This is a genomic window from Pseudomonas sp. BRG-100, assembly GCF_000737955.1.
Taxonomy (GTDB): domain Bacteria; phylum Pseudomonadota; class Gammaproteobacteria; order Pseudomonadales; family Pseudomonadaceae; genus Aquipseudomonas; species Aquipseudomonas synxantha_A.
In genome coordinates this window covers 2,042,408-2,061,469 of record NZ_JPRX01000001.1, presented here as the reverse complement: position 1 = coordinate 2,061,469, position 19,062 = coordinate 2,042,408, and the positions used below count along the sequence as shown (strand labels likewise).

At 61.4% G+C, this 19,062-nt stretch carries 17 protein-coding genes; 9 read left to right on the top strand and 8 right to left on the bottom strand.

Translation table 11 applies throughout. The features are described 5' to 3' along the window. Nucleotide 1 precedes the first annotated feature (1 nt). Nucleotides 2–781: an IclR family transcriptional regulator gene (locus JH25_RS18110; protein WP_032877646.1), complete on the bottom strand. Its 780-nt coding sequence runs from the start codon at nucleotides 779–781 to the stop codon at nucleotides 2–4. Nucleotides 782–901: 120 nt separating this feature from the next. On the opposite strand from JH25_RS18110, the gene hmgA reads away from it, so the two are divergent. The 4 genes from hmgA (at nucleotide 902) to JH25_RS18130 (ending at nucleotide 5,634) form a co-directional block, all read left to right on the top strand. Further along, nucleotides 902–2,185: a homogentisate 1,2-dioxygenase gene (hmgA, locus tag JH25_RS18115; RefSeq protein WP_032877645.1), complete on the top strand. Its 1,284-nt coding sequence runs from the start codon at nucleotides 902–904 to the stop codon at nucleotides 2,183–2,185. 3 nt (nucleotides 2,186–2,188) lie between these two features. Beyond that, nucleotides 2,189–3,475 (top strand): fumarylacetoacetase, encoded by a 1,287-nt coding sequence (gene fahA / locus JH25_RS18120; RefSeq protein ID WP_032877643.1) that lies wholly within the window; start codon nucleotides 2,189–2,191, stop codon nucleotides 3,473–3,475. A 12-nt stretch (nucleotides 3,476–3,487) separates the two neighbouring features. Continuing rightward, nucleotides 3,488–4,123 (top strand): maleylacetoacetate isomerase, encoded by a 636-nt coding sequence (gene maiA / locus JH25_RS18125; protein ID WP_032877642.1) that lies wholly within the window; start codon nucleotides 3,488–3,490, stop codon nucleotides 4,121–4,123. Between the two features lie 149 nt (nucleotides 4,124–4,272). Further along, nucleotides 4,273–5,634: an MFS transporter gene (locus JH25_RS18130; protein WP_032877641.1), complete on the top strand. Its 1,362-nt coding sequence runs from the start codon at nucleotides 4,273–4,275 to the stop codon at nucleotides 5,632–5,634. A 269-nt stretch (nucleotides 5,635–5,903) separates the two neighbouring features. On the opposite strand, the gene JH25_RS18135 is transcribed toward JH25_RS18130, so the two are convergent. Beyond that, nucleotides 5,904–6,707, bottom strand: a complete 804-nt coding sequence (locus JH25_RS18135; RefSeq protein WP_032877640.1) for a SirB1 family protein — start codon at nucleotides 6,705–6,707, stop codon at nucleotides 5,904–5,906. A gap of 186 nt (nucleotides 6,708–6,893) precedes the next feature. On the opposite strand from JH25_RS18135, the gene JH25_RS18140 reads away from it, so the two are divergent. After that, nucleotides 6,894–7,913, top strand: a complete 1,020-nt coding sequence (locus JH25_RS18140) for a Glu/Leu/Phe/Val dehydrogenase family protein (protein ID WP_005785098.1) — start codon at nucleotides 6,894–6,896, stop codon at nucleotides 7,911–7,913. 55 nt (nucleotides 7,914–7,968) lie between these two features. Here JH25_RS18140 and JH25_RS18145 read toward each other — a convergent pair whose 3' ends face one another. Continuing rightward, nucleotides 7,969–8,229 carry a YebG family protein gene (locus JH25_RS18145; RefSeq protein ID WP_003188807.1) on the bottom strand — a complete coding sequence of 87 codons (261 nt, stop codon included), beginning with the start codon at nucleotides 8,227–8,229 and terminating at the stop codon, nucleotides 7,969–7,971. A 279-nt stretch (nucleotides 8,230–8,508) separates the two neighbouring features. Here JH25_RS18145 and JH25_RS18150 point away from each other — a divergent pair, with 279 nt between their 5' ends. Beyond that, complete coding sequence (locus JH25_RS18150) at nucleotides 8,509–8,997, top strand: phosphate-starvation-inducible protein PsiE (RefSeq protein WP_003188808.1); 489 nt, start codon at nucleotides 8,509–8,511, stop codon at nucleotides 8,995–8,997. On the opposite strand, the gene JH25_RS18155 is transcribed toward JH25_RS18150, so the two are convergent. The 3 genes from JH25_RS18155 to JH25_RS18165 all read right to left on the bottom strand — a co-directional run bounded on the left by JH25_RS18155 (nucleotide 8,994) and on the right by JH25_RS18165 (nucleotide 12,303). Beyond that, nucleotides 8,994–9,311: a DUF3509 domain-containing protein gene (locus JH25_RS18155; protein ID WP_032877639.1), complete on the bottom strand. Its 318-nt coding sequence runs from the start codon at nucleotides 9,309–9,311 to the stop codon at nucleotides 8,994–8,996. The genes JH25_RS18150 and JH25_RS18155 overlap by 4 nt on opposite strands. Nucleotides 9,312–9,578: 267 nt before the next feature. After that, on the bottom strand, nucleotides 9,579–10,865 hold the full coding sequence (locus tag JH25_RS18160; RefSeq protein ID WP_032877638.1) for a serine/threonine transporter: 1,287 nt from the start codon (nucleotides 10,863–10,865) through the stop codon (nucleotides 9,579–9,581). A 61-nt stretch (nucleotides 10,866–10,926) separates the two neighbouring features. Further along, nucleotides 10,927–12,303 carry an L-serine ammonia-lyase gene (locus JH25_RS18165; protein ID WP_032877637.1) on the bottom strand — a complete coding sequence of 459 codons (1,377 nt, stop codon included), beginning with the start codon at nucleotides 12,301–12,303 and terminating at the stop codon, nucleotides 10,927–10,929. Between the two features lie 137 nt (nucleotides 12,304–12,440). Between JH25_RS18165 and JH25_RS18170 the strand changes: the two genes are divergently transcribed. Then, nucleotides 12,441–13,388 carry a LysR substrate-binding domain-containing protein gene (locus tag JH25_RS18170; protein WP_005785109.1) on the top strand — a complete coding sequence of 316 codons (948 nt, stop codon included), beginning with the start codon at nucleotides 12,441–12,443 and terminating at the stop codon, nucleotides 13,386–13,388. Nucleotides 13,389–13,601: 213 nt separating this feature from the next. Beyond that, a complete protein-coding gene (locus JH25_RS18175; protein ID WP_032877636.1) occupies nucleotides 13,602–14,012 on the top strand; it encodes an HPF/RaiA family ribosome-associated protein in 411 nt (136 codons plus the stop codon). A 54-nt stretch (nucleotides 14,013–14,066) separates the two neighbouring features. Here JH25_RS18175 and JH25_RS18180 read toward each other — a convergent pair whose 3' ends face one another. Continuing rightward, entirely contained in the window at nucleotides 14,067–15,578 is a 1,512-nt protein-coding gene (locus tag JH25_RS18180; protein ID WP_032877635.1) for an MFS transporter, read from the bottom strand. 106 nt (nucleotides 15,579–15,684) lie between these two features. Between JH25_RS18180 and JH25_RS18185 the strand changes: the two genes are divergently transcribed. Next, nucleotides 15,685–16,557 carry a LysR family transcriptional regulator gene (locus tag JH25_RS18185; protein WP_032877634.1) on the top strand — a complete coding sequence of 291 codons (873 nt, stop codon included), beginning with the start codon at nucleotides 15,685–15,687 and terminating at the stop codon, nucleotides 16,555–16,557. A gap of 135 nt (nucleotides 16,558–16,692) precedes the next feature. Here the strand turns inward: JH25_RS18185 and fecA are convergent, their stop codons facing one another. Continuing rightward, the gene (fecA, locus tag JH25_RS18190) at nucleotides 16,693–19,029 is read right to left on the bottom strand and encodes a TonB-dependent Fe(3+) dicitrate receptor FecA (RefSeq protein WP_032877633.1); all 2,337 of its coding nucleotides are present in this window, start codon (nucleotides 19,027–19,029) and stop codon (nucleotides 16,693–16,695) included. Nucleotides 19,030–19,062 lie beyond the last annotated feature (33 nt).

Genomic DNA, 19,062 nt, shown 5'->3' with positions numbered 1-19,062 from the left:
TTCAGGGCTGATAGCCCATGCGCCAACTCACGGCCCGGGTCGCCGCCAGCAGGTGCTGCGCCGCCGGGCCATCTTCATCGGCATGGAACAGTGAGGTCGGGCCGACCACGGTCATCACTGCCGCCACTTGCCCGACCGCATTGAACACCGGCGCCGACAACGCATCCACGCCGGGCATCAGCAGGCCATGCACAAAGTGCAGGCCACGGCTGCGGATTTGTTCGCACACGCTGGCATAGGCCTGATCGTCTGCCAAGGTATGAGCGGTGCCGGCTTGAACCTCGCGTTCGCGCAGTTCCACCGTTTCCCGTGACGGCAGGTAAGCGCTGAACACCAGCCCGGTGGACGAACTGAGCAGCGGCAGCACTGAGCCCAACTGCGTCACCACAGTAACGGCGCGCACTGCCGGCTCGATCTGTACCACGGTCGCGCCCTGGTTGCCCCACACCGCCAGAAAGCAGGTTTCATTCAATTCATCGCGCAGCTCGGCCAGGGGCATGGCGCCGACTTTCAACACATCCATGCTGCCCAGTGCCGCCAGCCCCACGCGCAACGCCTCCCGGCCCAGGCCGTAATGGTTGGTGGCGGTGTTCTGCTCGGCAAATCCGGAGGCAATCAGCGCCTGCAAATAGCGGTGGACCTTGCTCGCCGGCATCTGCACATGTTCGGCCAGACGTGACAGCGAGGTGGCCGGGGACAATTCGGCCAGAGCCTTGAGAATATCGGTGCCGACTTCCGCCGAACGGACTTTCTGTTTACCGGTGTCGCGGGGCTTTTCCATGGAAGGGCGAGAATCCGAAAGATGAATGGGCGTCTTTATAGCTTGACGGTCAACAGTGATCAAATTACGTTATGCGTAACTGGATTACGATAAATACAACTGACCCCCAGAGGATGATCCATGACCCTCGAATACCTTTCGGGTTTCGGCAACGAATTCGCCAGCGAAGCCTTGCCTGGCGCATTGCCCGTCGGCCAGAACTCGCCGCAGAAGGCCCCCTACGGGCTGTATACCGAACTGTTTTCCGGCACGGCCTTCACCATGTCGCGCAGCGAAGCCCGGCGCACCTGGCTGTACCGCATCCAGCCGTCGGCCAATCACCCGGCGTTCATCAAGCTTGCGCAGCAATTGGCCGGTGGACCCTTGGGCGCAGTGACGCCCAATCGTCTGCGCTGGAACCCGCTGGATATTCCGAGTGAGCCGACGGACTTTATCGATGGACTGGTCGGCATGGTGGCCAACTCGGGGTCGGAAAAACCTTCGGGCATCAGCATCTACACCTACCGCGCCAATCGTTCCATGGAGCGCGTGTTCTTCAATGCCGACGGCGAACTGCTGATCGTGCCGGAGCAGGGCCGCCTGCGCATCGCCACCGAACTGGGCGCGCTGGACGTCGAGCCGCTGGAAATTGTCGTGCTGCCCCGTGGCCTCAAATTCCGTATCGAACTGCTGGATGCACACGCACGCGGTTATGTTGCCGAGAACCACGGCGCCCCGCTGCGCCTGCCCGACCTGGGCCCCATCGGCAGTAATGGCCTGGCTAACCCGCGTGACTTCCTCACGCCAGTGGCCCGCTACGAAGACCTCAAGCAACCGACCACGCTGGTACAGAAATTCCTTGGTGAACTGTGGGCCTGCGAGTTGGACCATTCACCACTCAACGTGGTCGCCTGGCACGGCAACAACGTACCGTACAAATACGACCTGCGTCGTTTCAACACTATCGGCACGGTGAGTTTCGATCATCCGGATCCGTCGATCTTCACCGTGCTGACCTCACCTACCAGCGTGCATGGCCTGGCCAACCTCGACTTCGTGATCTTCCCGCCGCGCTGGATGGTGGCCGAGAATACCTTCCGTCCGCCATGGTTCCATCGCAACCTGATGAACGAATACATGGGCCTGATCCAGGGCGCCTACGATGCCAAGGCCGAAGGCTTCCTGCCCGGCGGCGCGTCGCTGCACAGCTGCATGAGCGCCCATGGCCCGGATGGCGAGACCTGCACCAAGGCCATCAATGCGGACCTGGCGCCGTACAAGATCGATAACACCATGGCCTTCATGTTCGAGACCAGCCAAGTGCTGCGCCCGACCCAGTTCGCTCTGGAGTGCCCGCAGCTGCAACCTGCTTACGACGCGTGCTGGGCCTCACTGCCCGCCACCTTCAACCCGAATCGGAGATAGCCCATGACGCAACCAACGCAGACCCGCAGCTGGGTGGCCTCGGCCAACGGTCACGTGGATTTCCCCCTGCAGAACCTGCCCCTGGGCGTGTTCAGTATCAACGGCTCGGCCCCGCGCTGTGGCGTGGCGATCGGCGATATGGTCCTCGACCTGCACGCCGCGCTGGATGAGTTTGACGGTGCTGCCCGGCGTGCCGTTGAGGCAACAGCGGGTGGCCAATTGAACGCTTTTTTTGAACTTGGCCGTGGGCCACGCGTGGCGTTACGCGAGCGCCTGCTGGAGCTGCTGGCCGAAGGCAGCCAGCTGCAACAGCGCGAAGCGCAGGTGCTGCACCACGCCGCCGATTGCCAGATGCACTTGCCGGCGAAGATCAATGACTACACCGACTTCTACGTCGGCATCGAGCACGCGCAGAACGTCGGCAAACTGTTTCGCCCGGATAACCCCCTGTTGCCCAACTACAAGTACGTGCCGATTGGTTACCACGGCCGTGCGTCGACCATTCGCCCGTCGGGCACGCAGGTCCGGCGCCCCAAAGGCCAGACACTGCCGGCCGGCCAGTCCGAACCGACGTTCGGCCCCTGCGCACGCCTGGACTACGAACTGGAGCTGGGCATCTGGATCGGCCAGGGCAATGCCATGGGCGAAGCGATTGCCATCGGCGATGCGGCCGAGCATATCGCCGGTTTCTGCCTGCTCAATGACTGGTCGGCGCGAGATATCCAGGCCTGGGAATACCAGCCGCTGGGCCCGTTCCTGTCGAAAAGCTTTATCACCAGTATTTCGCCATGGGTGGTGACCGCCGAAGCGCTGGAGCCCTTTCGCAAAGCGCAACCGGCGCGGCCCGAGGGCGACCCGCAACCGCTGCCGTATCTGCTGGATAAACGTGATCAGAACGCGGGCGCCTTTGATATCGAGCTGGAAGTGCTGCTCACCACCGCCTCAATGCGCGAGCAGAACCTGCCCGCCCATCGCCTGACCTTGAGCAATACCGAGCATATGTACTGGACAGTGGCGCAAATGGTTGCGCACCACAGCGTCAACGGTTGCCAGTTACAGGCCGGCGACCTGTTTGGTTCAGGCACCTTGTCCGGGCCGCAGCCGGGGCAGTTCGGCAGCCTGTTGGAAATTACCGAAGGCGGCAAGAAACCGATTGAATTGGCCTCGGGCGAGGTACGTAAATTCCTTGAAGACGGCGACGAAATCATCCTGCGTGGCCGTTGCCGCCGCGAAGGTTTTGCCAGCATCGGCTTCGGTGAATGCCGCGGTACTGTGGTTGCGGCACGTTAAGAGGGCAGGGTCATGGAACTCTATACTTACTACCGTTCCACCGCGTCGTATCGGGTACGTATTGCCCTGGCGCTCAAGGGCCTGGATTTCACCGCGCTGCCAGTCAACCTGCTGGTCCCGGCAGGCGGCGCCAACCACCAGCCCGAGTACCTGGCGATCAACCCTCAAGGACGTGTACCGGCGTTGCGTACTGATCAAGGGGAGACGTTGATCCAGTCACAGGCGATCATCGAATACCTGGAGGAGCGTTATCCACAGGTGCCACTGCTCTCCAGCGATCCGGCAGCCCGTGCCCATGAACGGGCGGTAGCGTCGATCATCGCCTGCGATATCCACCCGTTGCACAACTCCAGCACGCAGAACCTGTTGCGTCAGTGGGGGCACGATGAAGCGCAGTTGCTTGAATGGATCGCCCATTGGGTCAGCCAGGGGCTGGGTGCGGTGGAGCAGTTGATTGGAGATAAGGGCTTCTGCTTTGGCGAGCAGCCAGGCATGGCGGATGCATTTCTGATTCCACAGCTGTATGCGGCCGAACGTTTCAAGGTGCCGCTGGTGGCTTACCCGCGCATTGGGCGAGTGGCAGCGTTGGCGGCGCAGCATCCGGCCTTCGTACAGGCCCACCCCGCCAATCAACCTGACACACCGTAGAACCCTGTGGGAGGGGCGGTGCGACGATTCGACTTGCTCCCGATAGCGATGTACCAGCCGACACTTTTTTAGCTGACACATCGCTATCGGGAGCAAGCCCCTCCCACCTTTGATCGTGCCAACCTAATAAAAAATAAAGGTACCTTGCGATGCACAATCAGATTGCCAGCTTTCGCGCGGCACTCGACGCCCGTCCGGTGTCGCGCTACCAGTGGTTGATTCTCGTGTTGCTGGCGTTGCTGCTGGTCACCGATGGCTACGACGCCCAGGTGCTGGGCTATGTAGTGCCGGCGCTGGCTCAGGATTGGGGCCTGGAAAAAGCTGCGTTTGGGCCGGTGTTCAGCGCCAACCTGCTCGGGTTGACCCTCGGCTCGCTGCTGGTGACACCGCTGGCGGATCGTTTCGGCGTGCGGCGCATCCTGTTGGCCTGTGTGCTGATCTACGCCAGCCTGACCGTACTGATGGTGTTTGCCAATTCCCTCACCACACTGATGGCGGCGCGGTTTATCTGCGGCATCGGCATGGGAGGCGCAATGCCCAGTGCCATGGCATTGATGTCTGAATATTCGCCGCCGCGCATGCGCACCTTGATGGTGACCCTGGCGGCCTGCGGCTTTTCGTTCGGCGGCGCGGCAGGCGGCTTTGTGGCGGCCGGGTTTATCGACAGCTTTGGTTGGCAGGCGGTGTTCCTGGCTGGTGGGGTAACGCCGTTGCTGCTGTTCCCGTTCCTGGTGTGGCTGTTGCCCGAATCCTTGCCACGCCTGTTGCGCGATGCCCCGCCGTATCTGCGTTTGCGCAAAGTCACGGCGCGGATGCTGCCCGACTGGCAACCGCCGCCCGCGACCGAAGCTGAAAACCTGCAGGAACAAGGCAGCAAACTGACGGTGGTGGAGCTGTTTCGCAACGGCTACGCGCGCCCGACGCTGCTGATCTGGGCGACCTTTTTTGTCAGCCTGATTTTGCTGTATTTCATGATCAGCTGGTTGCCATCGCTGTTGCTCGAAAGCGGCCTGGCGCTAAACGAAGCCAACCTGGTCACGTCCATGTTCCTGTTTGCCGGCACCTTGGGCGCCATCCTCATGGCCTGGTTTGCCGACCGCCTGAAAAGCAAGGTGCGACTGTTGTCCGGAGTGCTGGCGGCGGCTGCGTTGTGCACTATCCTGCTGGGCTTGAACCACGACAATCCCCGTTACCTGGTGGCCTGCGTGTTCGCCGCCGGGTTTTGCATCATCGGCGGGCAACTGACCCTCAATGCCTTTGCGAGCAATTTCTACCCGGCGCAGGTGCGCGCCACCGGCACAGGCTGGGCGTTGGGGGTAGGGCGTTTTGGATCAATCCTGGGGCCGCTGTTCGGCAGTATGTTGCTGGCGATGCATATACCGGTGGAGCAGATTTTCTTCTTCTGTGCGATTCCGGCGGTGATTGCGGCGCTGTTGATTATTCGGGTGCGGGCGCCGGGCTCCACTACGCTAAAAACGCCAGTGCCTGGCGATATTCTCAATCGCACCTAGGGGGCGTTCTCAATTAGTTTCCCCGTCGCGCCGGGTCTGCTGTTGTGCAGGGCAAGGCGCGAGAAGCGTGGTTTGGTCATTCCAAATAAGCTTCGAGCAACGCAGCCCTGCACAACAGCAGGCCCGGCCCTTCGGGTTGTGCCTTAAAGCGGGCCAGCCTGCGTTGCAGGCCTTGGAAAGGGAACAACCATTCCCTGCGGCCTGCGCCTTGCCTGGCCCGCTTTAAGGCGACAACGCGGCGGGGAAACTAATTGAGAACGCCCCCTAGGTCAATGCACCACTGAATTGGGCGGCAGGTGCCCCAGCCGCTCGGTCAGGCGCAGGCGCTGGATTGGGTCTTCGCTGAGCATCAACGCATGTTCCAGGTCAAAGCGCTCGGCGCTCGGGCAATCCAGGCGCTGGTACAGGCTGGCGCGGGCAAGGTAGTCGGCGGCGCTGGCATTGCCCAGTTCCAGTACGCGCTCGGCGTCCACCAGGGCAGCCAGGGGATCGTCGTTGGCGAGGTGCAGTTGGCGCAGGTTACGTGACAGCCGCTGCAGGATCGCCCTAGGCTCGGCGGTGTGCAGGTGGTCGGCGTGCAAGTTGAGTTTTGGCCCGTATTGGCGGTGCAGCAGTTCGCGACAGTCGTTGGGGTACAGGCGTCGACCGCCGCACGGGTCCAGCAGGTGGTCGGCACCGGGTACGCGTAGCAGGAAGTGGCCGGGGAAATTTACCCCGACCATGGGGATATCCAGGCGCCGTGCCATTTCCAGTGCGATCAGGCCCATGGCCAAGGGTTGCCCGCGTTTTCGCAGCAGCACTTTGTCCAGCAGCGCGGCGGCGGGGCGCAATGGGGTGTGATCATCCTGGGCAAACCCCAGGTCATTCAGGCGCCGCAGCAGCGGCTGGCCGAGTTCATCGGCCGGCAACAGGGGCATGCCCAGGCTGACCTGCTGTTGCAGCACACGCAGCTCTTGCAGGATCAGCAACGGCTGTACGCTGGCATCGTGTTCGGCAGCCATCCACAGCGCGGCTTCAAACAGCGCAGGGGGTGAACGGTCCAGGCAGGCGAAAAAGGCTGTGCGGGGATTCATCGCGTTCTCCGGCGGATGCCCCGTTTTAGCCTTGCCATGAAATTTCGTCCAGTCTCTTGAAAAATATCCTGCGTGCTTATGTCCTGGATCTTACGAAACAGCGCGGCTTATTCCAGTGCAATCCAGCAGTTTTCTGCCGCGAGCCTATACTTTGCCCACAACCAAAAGTGATTCGGGAGCTCATTGATGTTTGCGCTCATGCACAGCACCCGCCTTGAATCGCTGCACCTGAGCGTCGACCCGGTGACCGGGCTGAAAGCGATCATCGCCATCCACAACAGTCGCCTGGGGCCTGCCTTGGGCGGCTGTCGCTACCTGGCTTACCCCAACGATGACAGTGCCGTGGCCGATGCCGCGCGCCTGGCCCAAGGCATGAGCTACAAGGCTGCCTTGGCCGGGCTGGCGGTGGGCGGCGGCACGGCGGTCATCATCCGCCCTGTGCACGTGGAGAGCCGCGCCGCGCTATTCGAGGCGTTTGGCCGCTGTATCGAAAAACTCGATGGCCGTTTCATTACCTCGATCGACAGCGGCACCTCGGTCGCCGACATGGATTGCATCGCCCAACACACCCGCTTCGTCACCAGCACCACCGCCGCCGGCGACCCTGCGCCCCATGCCGCCATGGGTGTATTTACCGGCATCCGCACCACCGCCATGGCGCGCCTGGGCAGCGACAACCTTGAGGGCCTGCGCGTAGCGGTGCAGGGCCTGGGCAACGTCGGTTATGCCCTGGCCGAGCAACTGCACGCCGCGGGTGCAGAACTGCTGGTCAGCGACATCGACCACGGCAAGGTGCAACTGGCCATGGAGCAACTGGGCGCCCACCCGATTGCCAACGATGCTTTGCTCAGCACACCCTGCGACATCCTCGCGCCCTGCGGCGTCGGCGCCGTATTCAACCGTAACAGCGTCGGCCAGTTGCGGTGCGCTGCCGTGGCAGGTTCGGCCAGCGCACAACTGACCAACCTGGACATCGCCGACCAGTTGGAAGGCCGCGGCATCCTCTATGCCCCGGACTACGTGATCAACTCCGGCGGCCTGATCTACGTCGCCCTCAAACACGCCGGCACCGACCTGCCCGGCATCACCGCGCACCTGTCGAACATTGGCACGCGCCTGACCGAAATCTTCGCCCACGCCCAGGCCGAAAAGCGCTCCCCCGCACGGGTCGCCGATGAGCTGGCCGAACGCCTGCTGTACAAATAGGCCGGGCATTAAAAAGGCCCTGAATACATGATTCAGGGCCTGTTCAATTCGGGCTTTACTCTGCCGCCGGGTTCAACAGCTCGGACAGCGCGTCCGGTTGGCTCTTGAACGCCTTGGCAAATACATCGCGGTTCTTCGCCATGTAGATCCCGGCTTCTTCCACCTGCTGCTCGCTCAACGACGGCACGGCTTTTTGCAACACCTCTGCCAGCAACTCAGCGAGTTCAAGCATCTTGTCATGACGGTCAGCTTCGGCTTTATCCATGAACAAACGCTCCAGATCTCGGCTGCTGCGGTATACCACTTCGACGGCCATTCACCACCTCACATGCCTTCACGATAGTTGTCTTTTGCGACTACTGTATTTATATACAGCGAAAAGGATAAGCCAAACGTTGGGGTTTGGATAGTAGGTTTTTAATGTAGTTGGGAAATGGGGGCGCTGCGCACCCCAGCGGGAGCAAGGATTGATTAAGTGCCTAATGTCAGCCCGCCACCATCTCACTATCCTGCCTATGGCCTTGTTTCTGCATACAGAACAACCGTCACGTCCAACCCGCATTATCCGGTCGAACCGACCTAAGGAAGCATCATCGTGAAAATCAACTGGGCCGAAAGGCTGCGCCAGCAAGTCCACGGGCTGGCCGAGTCCCTGGGCAATCTGTTTGTCGAGTCGTTTCACTACCTGGCGTTGTTTGCCATTGGTGCGGTGACCGCCTGGGCAGCGGTGATGGAGTTTTTGGGGATGCTGGAAAATGGGCACATCAAGATCGATGACATCTTGCTGCTGTTCATCTACCTGGAACTGGGCGCGATGGTCGGGATTTACTTCAAGACCAACCACATGCCGGTACGCTTCCTGATCTATGTGGCAATCACCGCGCTCACGCGTTTGCTGATCTCCAACGTGTCGCACCACAACCCGCCGGATGTAGGCATCATCTACCTGTGCGGCGGAATTCTGTTGTTGGCGTTCGCGATCCTGGTGGTGCGCTATGCGTCGTCGGCGTTCCCTTCGGTGAAGGTCGAGAGCCCGCGCCGCAAGGGCGAAGCGAGCCTTGAGACCGAGAAGGGCGAGCTTTAAAGCCCCACGCTGAAGGGCAGGGTACGGGCGGGCGGTCGCTGCAGGAGTTTGTGGCTGTCGCCGTCCGTCATCAGCTCCAGGATTTCCACGGCGCTATGACCCTGTTCGATGGCGATGCCGAACTGGATGCTTTGCACCAGGCGCTTGAGGCGCTGCGGGTCGTTGCGCTGTTCGGCGCTGATCATGCGCTTGGCCACCACGCCGGTCTCGTCCGAGAGGGTGAGCATGATGCTGCCGTCCAACCGTTGGATGCTCAGATTGACGCGGTATTGGGGGGTGAAGGTGTCGGTGATGATCTGAAAAGGATTGTCCATGGTGCGTTACCGCCTGATAAGAACATGCAGTCATTGACGGCCGGTGTCAGGATTAGTTCGCATTGCCTGACCATCGGCCAAATTCCGTTTTCCTCAATAGCTCTACAGCAAGGGCCGTGCCGTACAGGCGCTGGAAGCTCAATGTGGGAGGGGGCTTGCCCCCGATAGCAGTCTTTGAGCCGAGTATTTATTGGCTGATACACCGCTATCGGGGGCAAGCCCCCTCCCACATTTGATCTGCGTTGTGCTTGAGGTCGGTGAGCTATTTCAGGGCATCACGGAAAAAACGATCGCAGACAGCGCAATCAGCCCGATGACCACCACAAACACATTCGATACCTGTCCCGAATACTGGCGCAAAGATGGCACGCGGCGAATCGCGTACATCGGCATCAGGAACAGCAGACACGCGATAATCGGTCCGCCCATGGTTTCGATCATGCCGAGGATGCTTGGGTTGAAGGTGGCCACGGCCCAGCAGGTCAGCACCATGAACAGCGCGGTGGAGCGTTCCAGCCATTTCGCCGACATCGAGCGGTTGCGCCCGCGCAGGGATTTGACGATCAAGCCCTGGAAGCCTTCGCTGGCGCCGATGTAGTGGCCCAGGAACGATTTGGTAATCGCCACCAGCGCGATCAGCGGCGCGGCGTAGGCGATTACTGGGGTCTGGAAGTGGTTGGCCAGGTACGACAGGATCGAGATGTTCTGCGCCTTGGCGGCGGCCAGGTCAGCAGGTGACAGCGCCAGTACGCAGCTGAAGCAGAAGAACATCACGGTCAGCACCATCATGGCGTGGGCGGTGGCGAGGATGCCGCTGCTTTTGCGCTCGGTCTGGGCGCCGTAGACGCGCTTCTGGTCCACGGCGAAAGCGGAGATGATCGGTGAGTGGTTGAACGAGAACACCATCACCGGGATCGCCAGCCACAGCGTCTTGAAGAACAGCGGCAGCGGCATGCCTTCGCTGGCGGAGGCGAAGAACGCTCCATTCCAGTTGGGGATCAGGCTGACAGCCAGCAGCAACAGCGCAGCAACGAAAGGGTACACCAGCACACTCATGGCCTTGACGATCACACCCTGGCCACAACGCACGATGGCCATCAGGCCGAGGATCAGCACCAGGGACAAGATCGCACGGGGCGGTGGGGTCATGTGCAGTTGGTGCTCCATGAAACTGCCCAATGTGTTGGTCAGTGCCACGCTGTACACCAGCAGGATCGGGAAGATCGCAAAGAAGTAGAGCAGGGTGATCAGCTTGCCGGCGCCGACACCAAAGTGTTCCTCGACCACTTCGGTGATGTCGCCGGATTTGCCCGACAACACAAAGCGCGTCAGCCCACGGTGGGCGAAGAAAGTCATCGGAAAAGCCAGCAGCGCCAGCACGATCAGCGGCCAGAACCCGCCGACGCCGGCGTTGATCGGCAGGAACAGGGTACCGGCGCCGATGGCGGTGCCGTAGAGGCCGAGCATCCAGGTGGTGTCGTGTTTGGTCCAGCCGGTGGTAACGGTGTTGTCCAGAGCGGGATTTTCGGCAGCAGGTGTACGTACATCAGTCATCGGTATTGCCTCGTTATTATTTTTGCGCGGGCTCACGTTGGGGCGGGTAGCAGTGCTCCGATCAGCACTCCACCCAGCTGACCGCCAGGCCGCCCCGTGAAGTTTCTTTGTATTTGTCATGCATATCGGCGCCGGTATCGCGCATGGTGCGGATTACCCGGTCGAGGGAAATGAAGTGCTTGCCGTCACCGCGCAGGGCCATTTGCGTGGCGTTGATCGCCTTGACCGCGGCAATGGCATTACGCTCGATGCACGGCACCTGCACCAGGCCGCCGACCGGGTCGCAGGTCAGGCCGAGGTTATGTTCCAGGCCGATTTCGGCGGCGTTTTCCAGTTGCTCGGGGGTGGCGCCGAGAATATCGGCCAGGCCGGCGGCGGCCATGGCGCAGGCCGAGCCCACTTCGCCCTGGCAGCCGACTTCGGCGCCGGAGATCGAGGCGTTTTTCTTGCAGAGGATGCCGACGGCGGCGGCGGCCAGGAAGAAATTGACCACATCATCGTCAGACGCGTCGGCGTTGAATTTCATGTAGTAATGCAGCACCGCCGGGATGATGCCGGCCGCGCCATTGGTCGGGGCAGTGACCATGCGCCCGCCGGCGGCGTTTTCTTCGTTGACGGCGAGGGCGAACAGGTTGACCCATTCCATCGCCGACAAGGTTGAAGTGATCACATTGGGTTTGCCGATTTCCAGCAGGCTGCGGTGCAGTTTCGCCGCCCTGCGCGGTACGTCCAGGCCGCCGGGCAGGATGCCTTCATCGCGCAGGCCCTGTTCCACGCATTCGCGCATCACCGACCAGATGTGCAGCAGGCCACTACGGATCTCTTCGTCGCTGCGCCACGCACGTTCGTTGGCCATCATCAGTTCGGAAACCCGCAAGCCATGCTTGTTGCACAACGCCAGCAGTTCCACGGCACTGGAAAAGTCGTACGGCAATTGCACGTCGCTGGTCGGCGCAATGCCCGAGGCGGCTTCCGCGGCTTCGATGATGAAACCACCGCCTACCGAGTAATAGGTCTGCTCGCTCAGCAGGCCGCTGTCGCCATAGGCGTGCAGGGACATGGCGTTGGGGTGGTAAGGCAGGCTTTCATCCAGCAGCAGCAGGTCGGTGTGCCAGTTGAAAGCGATTGCCTGGGAGCCGGCCAATAGCAATTGACCCGACTCGCGCAGTTGCTGGATACGCGCATTGATCGAGGTGGGGTCGACGCGGTCCGGCCATTCGCCCATCAAGCCCATCACACAGGCACGATCAGTGGCATGGCCTACGCCGGTGGCGGACAGCGAGCCGTACAGGCGCACTTCAACGCGGCGGGTTTGGCTGAGCAAATGCTGATCGGTCAGGGCCTGGGCGAACGTCGCGGCAGCGCGCATCGGGCCGACGGTATGGGAGCTGGAGGGGCCAATGCCCACCTTGAATAGATCGAAAACACTGATAGCCATGCTAAAGCCTTACAAGCAATGGAGTAGAAATCGCTGCCATGTTTTGTAGAGCAGGCGGAATTGGCGCGATACTGAGCCTCTGGATCGGCACTGACCAACGAATTATCCTAAGACACCCTTTAGCAGGACTAAACGCTATGACCCGCCCCCTTCACGGCCAGACCTATGTGTGGCTGCATGTGTTTTCTTGCGCTGCACGGCATCTGTCGTTCACCCGCTGCGCCGAAGAACTGCACATCACACCGGGGGCGGTGAGCCAGCAGATTCGCCAGTTGGAGGAGCGCCTGGGCTTTCGTCTGTTTCATCGGCGCGCCCGTGGCGTTGAACTCAGCGCCGAGGGGCAGCGCCTGGCGGCGGTGGTCGGCGAGGCTTATGGCAGCATTGATGCGGAATTGCAGCGCTTGGATGCCGGGATGATCAGCGGCACCCTGCGCCTGCGCTCGATCCCCTCGTTTCTCGGCAAATGGCTGACCCCGCGCCTGCCACGTTTGCAGCAGCGCTTTCCCGATATCCAACTGCGCATGGTCGCCGAAGACAGCAGCATCGCCCTGCATGAAGGCGACTTCGACCTGGCCATCGACCTCAACGATGGCAGCTACCCCGGCTTGTTATCCACAGCCCTGCTGGACGAGCAGATATTCCCGGTGTGCGCCCCCAGCCTTCTACGTGGACGGCCGCCGTTGCATGGCCCGGCCGATCTGGCGCATTTTCCGCTGCTGCACGACATCACTGCCTGGCGTGGGAGTTATGAATATGCCGAGTGGGAGTTCTACCTGAATGCCATCGGCCACCACGGTGCCGACGTGCGGCGCGGGCATACCTTCAACCGCAACCACCTGACCATCGAAGCCGCCATTGCCGGCATGGGGGTAGCGATTGCGCGGCGCACGTTGCTCAATGATGAACTGGAACGCGGCACCTTGATTGTGCCGTTTGGCCTGGCCGTGCCCAACCATAAGCGCTATGTGCTGCTGTATGCGCCAGGTGCATTGAGCCACCCCGGCGTGCGCGCGGTGCACGACTGGCTGGTGGAGGAAGCAGGGATTTTTCGCGGTTTGCACCCGTTGGGAGAGGGGCAATTGTGAGGAAAACAGAACGTAAGAAGTTGTAACTAACTCCCCACCCTACCAGCGTTTTTGCCCGTCGTCAGGGTTAATTTGTAATGTAGGATTTATCTTTGCAAAGGGGTTGAATTGTTTTAGCAGGTGCTCAATTGTGTAATCAGGAGGTCATGGTTTCACCACCCTGGTGTTGCAGTTTGTGACCTCTGGCGAGCTAGCTGAAATAAGGGAAGAACTATGCAAATCCAAGTCAATAGCGATAACCATATTGAAAGCAGCATCCGACTGGAGGAGTGGGTACGTACTACCATTGAGAGCACGCTCGAACGTTACGAAGAAGACCTGACCCGCGTTGAGGTCTACCTGCGGGATGAGAACGGCGACAAGCCCGGTCCCCACGATTTAAGTTGCCGCCTGGAAGCACGGCCAAAGGGCCATCAACCGGTTTCCGTGTGCCATAAAGCCGATACGCTGGAACAAGCGATCGATGGCGCCGCCACCAAGTTGGACCATGCGTTGGAACACCTGTTTGGCAAACTGCAAGGCAAGCCCCGCGCTGCCGCGAAAACCCAGCCAATCAACAAAGTGAATGAAGACGCGCTTGAAGAGGAATTCCTGGAAAACGAAAACGCTGCAATCAACGGCTGACCGTTTTTTAAACCCCCACTGAAAACGGGCCTGCATATGCAGGCCCGTTTTCGTTCAACGCCGTCGCTGGAAGAAATACCGGCTCAGAGCGGCCAGTCCGCAAGCGCCCAAGCCCGCAAACAGCATGGCCCAACCAGCACCGCTACGCAGGGCCGTCTGTGCCTCCAGGCTTGTGAGGCCAGGCGCGTTCAGCTTGCCCGCCGCAATATGCTGGCTGAGGGTTGCCCAATCCGCCGCCGTGCTGGTCGGCAATACATTGGCCAGGTGATGGCTGATTCCGAGCAACAGCACCAGCCCCATCAATGCGATGTTGAGCGCCAGGGTGATCAGCCGTGCGCTGAAGTCGATGCCCGAGGCCATGCCTGCGCGGTCAGTCGAGACGGCGCCGGTAGTGGTATTGGTGGTCGGCGAATTGGTCAGCGCCAGCCCAATGCCGGCGATCGCGCAACTGAGCAGCACCAGTGCTGTGCTGGGCTGTTCGGCGTAATTAACCGCGGCCATGCCCAAAAAACCTGCGCCCATCGTCCCCAGGCCCAGGGGGATGATGCGTTCGGCGCCAAAGCGCAGGGCCAGGCGTTCGGCCAATGGCGGTACCAACAAAGTGGGCAAGGTATACGCGAGCAGTGCGGCGCCGGTGGTCAGCGTGTCGTAACCCAGGCCCGCCTGGAAATACAGTGGCAAGTAGATCATGAACGGCCAGAAGCTGAAGTTCATGCCGATTGAGCCCATCAAGGCGCCGTTGAAACGTTGGATGCGGAACACCGAGAAGTCGAACATCGGATGGGCGCTGCGCCGTTCGATCAAGATAAACAGCAGCAGTCCGAAGACCGACAGGCCGGCCCAGCCGAGCATCGCCGGGGTGCCGAAGCCGTTCTCGCTGCCCTGGGTGATGAAGTAGACCAGCGCAAACACCGCCAGCGTCATGGTCAACATGCCGGCAATGTCGAGGCGATGGCTGGCCGGGTCACGGGATTCCTGCACGCTGATGTGCAGCAGCGCCAAGGTAAACAGGGTCAGTGGTACATGCACCAGGAACACCCAGCGCCAGTCCGCGACGGCCAGTATCACTGCCCCGATCATCGGCCCGAAACCCAGGCCCACGCCAGCAATTACGCCCCATATCGCGAACGCTCGCGCCCGCGCCGCCGGTTCGCGGAACTGGTGGGACAAGATGGCAAACTGGCAAATCATCATCGCGCCGGCGCCAATGCCCTGGATGAACCGCGCCACGATCAGTGTCGGCGCATCGTTGGCCAGGCCACACGCCAGCGAGGCCAGGGCGAACACCCACAGACACAGCACCAGCACGCGCCGCCTACCGAAACGATCCGCCAGCGTGCCTGCCGCCATCAGCACGCTGGTGCAGGCCAGGGTGTAGGCATTCATGATCCATTGGGCGTCTTGAAAGCCGGTACCCAATTCCTGTTCCAGCGTCGGCAGGATCACCGGCACGCTGGAGATTTCCAGGCCGAACATGAGGGCCACCAGGCAAACGGCGGTGAGGGCCAGGGCATTTCTGGCGGTGCTCGGCGGGTTGAGGGCCGATGCAGCTGCGGCGGACGGCATGACGAGTTCCTTTCAAATAGGGGAGGGCTCTATTCTCTCGGGAACCGGATTCGTTATTCGTGATAAGTTTTCCATTGATATGGGAATCAAAGGCGACAATTGACGCATGGCTACCCCGCGTTTTGATGGCGTTGAGCTGTTTTTGCAAATCGTTGAGAGCGGCAACCTGACCGACGCCGCCGAGCGCCTGAACCTTACACGCTCGGCCGTCGGTAAAGGCTTGGCGCGTCTGGAGGCGCGGCTGGGCACGTGCCTGTTGCAGCGCTCCACGCGCCGCCAGCGGTTGACCGAGGATGGGCAGGCGTACTACGAACATTGCCTGCGCGCATTGGCCGAACTGGAAGCGGCCGAATCGGTGCTCGAAAGTGGTCGGCAACAACCACGGGGACGGCTGAGGGTCAGTGTGCCGCTGGCGTTCGGGCACCACTATGCGGCACCGGCCTTGTGGGGCTTGATGGAGAGTTACCCTGAACTTGAAATCGAGATTTGCTTCTCCGACCGCATGATCGATTTGGCGCAAGAAGGCTTCGACATGGCCGTACGCATCGGCCCGTTGCCGGACACCGACCGCCTGAGTGCCCGTCGCCTGGGCCAGCAGGCCATGGGGCTGGCAGCCTCGCCGGCGTATCTGCAGCGCAAGGGCGCCATTGAACGTATCGAAGACCTGGCCGCTCATCGCGGCATTGCGTATCGCAGCAACACCACGCATCGCTCGCGTCTGGCTTCGCCCCTGATAGTGGACGACCTCCAGGCGCTAGCCGATGCCGCCATCGCGGGCGTGGGCCTGGCCTGGTTGCCGAGTTGGTTGATTGCTCACTATGCGCTGCGGGGGCAATTGGAAGCGGTGCTGCCCAGCTATCGCGAACAGCCTGCGCCGATCCATGTGGTCTGGCCGACGGCGGTGCATATGCCGGCCAAGACGCGGTGTGCCATCGATGCGTTGGTGGCGGCCACGCCCAGTTGCCTGGCGGGCAGTTGAAGTCGGTTAGGTCCAATGTGGGAGGGGGCTTGCTCCCGATGGCGGTGTATCAGTGGCAAATGTACCGACTGACACACCGCCATCGGGAGCAAGCCCCCTCCCACAGTAGGTTCTGTGTTGTTCTGCAGATTTGGGTCAGAACGCGATAGAGGTTTGCACATACACCGTACGCGGCTCACCCACATACTTGCCCTTGTTGTTGTCGTCAAACGAGCGGGTGTAGTACTGCTTGTTGAAGATGTTCTTCACCCCCACCGCCACATTCAAATCCGACAATTGCGGGCCGAAGTCATAGGCCGCGCGGCTGCTGAACAGCATGTAGCCGGGGATGCGCCCATTGGCACCGTCGGCGCTTTCGGCCTGGGTGTTGGCATTGTCGGCGAATTGGCTGCTCTGGTAGCTGCTGTCCACATTCAGCTTCCACGGGCCTTCGGTGTAACCCACGCCGAGGGTGCCTTTGTGCTTGGACGAGAAGGGCACGCGGTTGCCTTTGTTCGGGCCGTCTTCGCGAATGGTCGCGTCGACATAGGCATAAGTGGCATACACATCGAAACCCGCCAGCGCCGGGCTCAGGCCGTCGAGCGCATAGTTGATGCTCGACTCAATGCCCTGGTGACGGGTTTCACCGCGGGCGATCACCGTGTCGTTGGTCTGGTTGCTGTCGTACTGGTTGTCGAAGTTGATCAGGAACGCGCCGATTTCTGCGCGCAGGCTGCCATTGTCGTAGCGCGTGCCGAGTTCCCAGGTGCGGGCTTTTTCCGGTTTTACTTCGCCGCTGTTCACGCGGTTGGGCATCTGGCTGTACTGCACGCTGCCGAACGAGCCTTCGGTGTTGGCGTAGAGGTTCCAGTCGTCGGTGAGGTGATAGAGCACGTTCAGTGCCGGCAGTGCGGTGTTGTAGTCGCCTTTGTATTTGACGTTGCTGAGATTGTTGGTCTGTTGGGACTCGATCATCTCGTAGCGCACGCCCGGTGTGATGGTCCACTTGCCGATATCAATGCGGTCGTCGATAAAGAACGCGTTGGCTTCAGTGCCGCCACGGGTGTCGCGGTCGTTGCGACTGTTGGTGGTGGGGATTTGCTGGTTCGCGGCAATCGGCGTGCGGTAGCGCAACTCGTGACCCGCTTCATTGATATAGCGATAGCCGACACCCACTTCATGGCTAGTCGGGCCAAGGTCGAAGCCCTGGGCGAAGCGGGTTTCCAGGCCGCGTACCCAGTATTCGCGTGGCGACAGCGACAGGAAGCTGCCCTGGTCCAGGTAACCGCTGCGCAGGGTCTTGGTGAAGAAACTGTTGACCGTGAATTCGCGGCGATCCTGCTCGTAGCGATAGCCGACGTTGAACATCGTACGGCGGCCCCAGAATTTGTCGTACGGGCGGGTGGACTGATACGGGTCGGCCTTGTAATCCTTGACGTTCAAGCCTCCGGGCATGTCGGCCTGGCCTTCGTAGTACTGCGCCATGGCGTTGAAGCTGTTGGCGTCGTCCAGTTGGTATTTGCCCTTGAGGATCAGGTCGTCGATGCGCGTGTTGCTGTTTTCGCGCCAGTCGCCACCCCGGGTGCCGGAGTACAGGATCGCGCCGCCCAAGCCGTTGTCAGCAGTGCCGCCGGCCAGCAGGTTGCCGGTGGTCTTGAAGCCGTCGTGGCTGGAAGACGGGCTGGTCTCGGTCTGCAAGCCGCCCTTGACCGTGGGCGCATCCGGGATGGCGCGGGTCACGAAGTTGACGATGCCGCCGACGTTTTGCGGGCCATAACGCACCGCACCGCCGCCACGGACCACGTCTACCGCGTCCATGTTGCCCATGCTGATCGGCGCAAAGGACAACTGCGGCTGGCCATAGGGCGCGAAGGGCACCGGGATGCCATCCATCAGCACCGTGGAGCGCGATGCCAGGCGCGGGTTGAGCCCGCGAATGCCGAAGTTCAGCGCCATGTCATGGCTGCCGGTGCCGTTGTTTTCCGGGGCGTTGACGCCGGGAATGCGGTTGAGCACGTCGCGGGCTTGGGTTGCACCTTGGCGTTCGAACTCCTCGCGGCGGATCACATCACGGGCGCCGGGGTGTTCGAACACGTTGGTTTGCGCCGCGTCACCGAGCCAGTCGCCGACCACGTTGGAGGTTTGCAGTTCGAGGGTGACGGGGGCGCCAGCCGGTTGCAGGCTGAAGGCATTGTCGCCCTCGGCCCGGGCTTGCAGGCCGGTGCCCTCCAGCAGTTTGCTCAGGCCCTCGGCCGCGCTGTAATCGCCCGACAGGCCAGGGCTTTGCATACCGGCCGTCACGTGGGAACCGAATGACACCAGCACACCGGCTTGGCGGCCAAATTGATTCAGGGCCGCCTCCAGGGTGGTCGGCGCGATGTGGTACGCCTTGGCGTCGGCGGCCATCACCGCAGGCAGCACGGTCAGGCTGAGGCTGGCGCCCAGTAGGAGTTGGCGCAAGGTGCGGGCAAGAAGCGTCGGTTGCTGGGGCATGAAGGTGGTCCTGAGAAGGAAGGATCAAGGTGG

What these genes read in the sequence shown, in the direction of transcription:
- JH25_RS18140 (WP_005785098.1), top strand. Translation starts at nt 6,894, where the DNA reads ATGTTTGCGCTCATGCACAGCACCCGCCTTGAATCGCTGCACCTGAGC.
- JH25_RS18175 (WP_032877636.1), top strand. Translation starts at nt 13,602, where the DNA reads ATGCAAATCCAAGTCAATAGCGATAACCATATTGAAAGCAGCATCCGA.
- JH25_RS18160 (WP_032877638.1), bottom strand. Translation starts at nt 10,865, where the DNA reads ATGACTGATGTACGTACACCTGCTGCCGAAAATCCCGCTCTGGACAAC.
- maiA (WP_032877642.1), top strand. Translation starts at nt 3,488, where the DNA reads ATGGAACTCTATACTTACTACCGTTCCACCGCGTCGTATCGGGTACGT.
- JH25_RS18145 (WP_003188807.1), bottom strand. Translation starts at nt 8,229, where the DNA reads ATGGCCGTCGAAGTGGTATACCGCAGCAGCCGAGATCTGGAGCGTTTG.
- JH25_RS18185 (WP_032877634.1), top strand. Translation starts at nt 15,685, where the DNA reads ATGGCTACCCCGCGTTTTGATGGCGTTGAGCTGTTTTTGCAAATCGTT.
- JH25_RS18165 (WP_032877637.1), bottom strand. Translation starts at nt 12,303, where the DNA reads ATGGCTATCAGTGTTTTCGATCTATTCAAGGTGGGCATTGGCCCCTCC.
- JH25_RS18155 (WP_032877639.1), bottom strand. Translation starts at nt 9,311, where the DNA reads ATGGACAATCCTTTTCAGATCATCACCGACACCTTCACCCCCCAATAC.
- JH25_RS18180 (WP_032877635.1), bottom strand. Translation starts at nt 15,578, where the DNA reads ATGCCGTCCGCCGCAGCTGCATCGGCCCTCAACCCGCCGAGCACCGCC.
- JH25_RS18135 (WP_032877640.1), bottom strand. Translation starts at nt 6,707, where the DNA reads ATGAATCCCCGCACAGCCTTTTTCGCCTGCCTGGACCGTTCACCCCCT.
- fahA (WP_032877643.1), top strand. Translation starts at nt 2,189, where the DNA reads ATGACGCAACCAACGCAGACCCGCAGCTGGGTGGCCTCGGCCAACGGT.
- fecA (WP_032877633.1), bottom strand. Translation starts at nt 19,029, where the DNA reads ATGCCCCAGCAACCGACGCTTCTTGCCCGCACCTTGCGCCAACTCCTA.
- JH25_RS18170 (WP_005785109.1), top strand. Translation starts at nt 12,441, where the DNA reads ATGACCCGCCCCCTTCACGGCCAGACCTATGTGTGGCTGCATGTGTTT.
- hmgA (WP_032877645.1), top strand. Translation starts at nt 902, where the DNA reads ATGACCCTCGAATACCTTTCGGGTTTCGGCAACGAATTCGCCAGCGAA.
- JH25_RS18130 (WP_032877641.1), top strand. Translation starts at nt 4,273, where the DNA reads ATGCACAATCAGATTGCCAGCTTTCGCGCGGCACTCGACGCCCGTCCG.
- JH25_RS18110 (WP_032877646.1), bottom strand. Translation starts at nt 781, where the DNA reads ATGGAAAAGCCCCGCGACACCGGTAAACAGAAAGTCCGTTCGGCGGAA.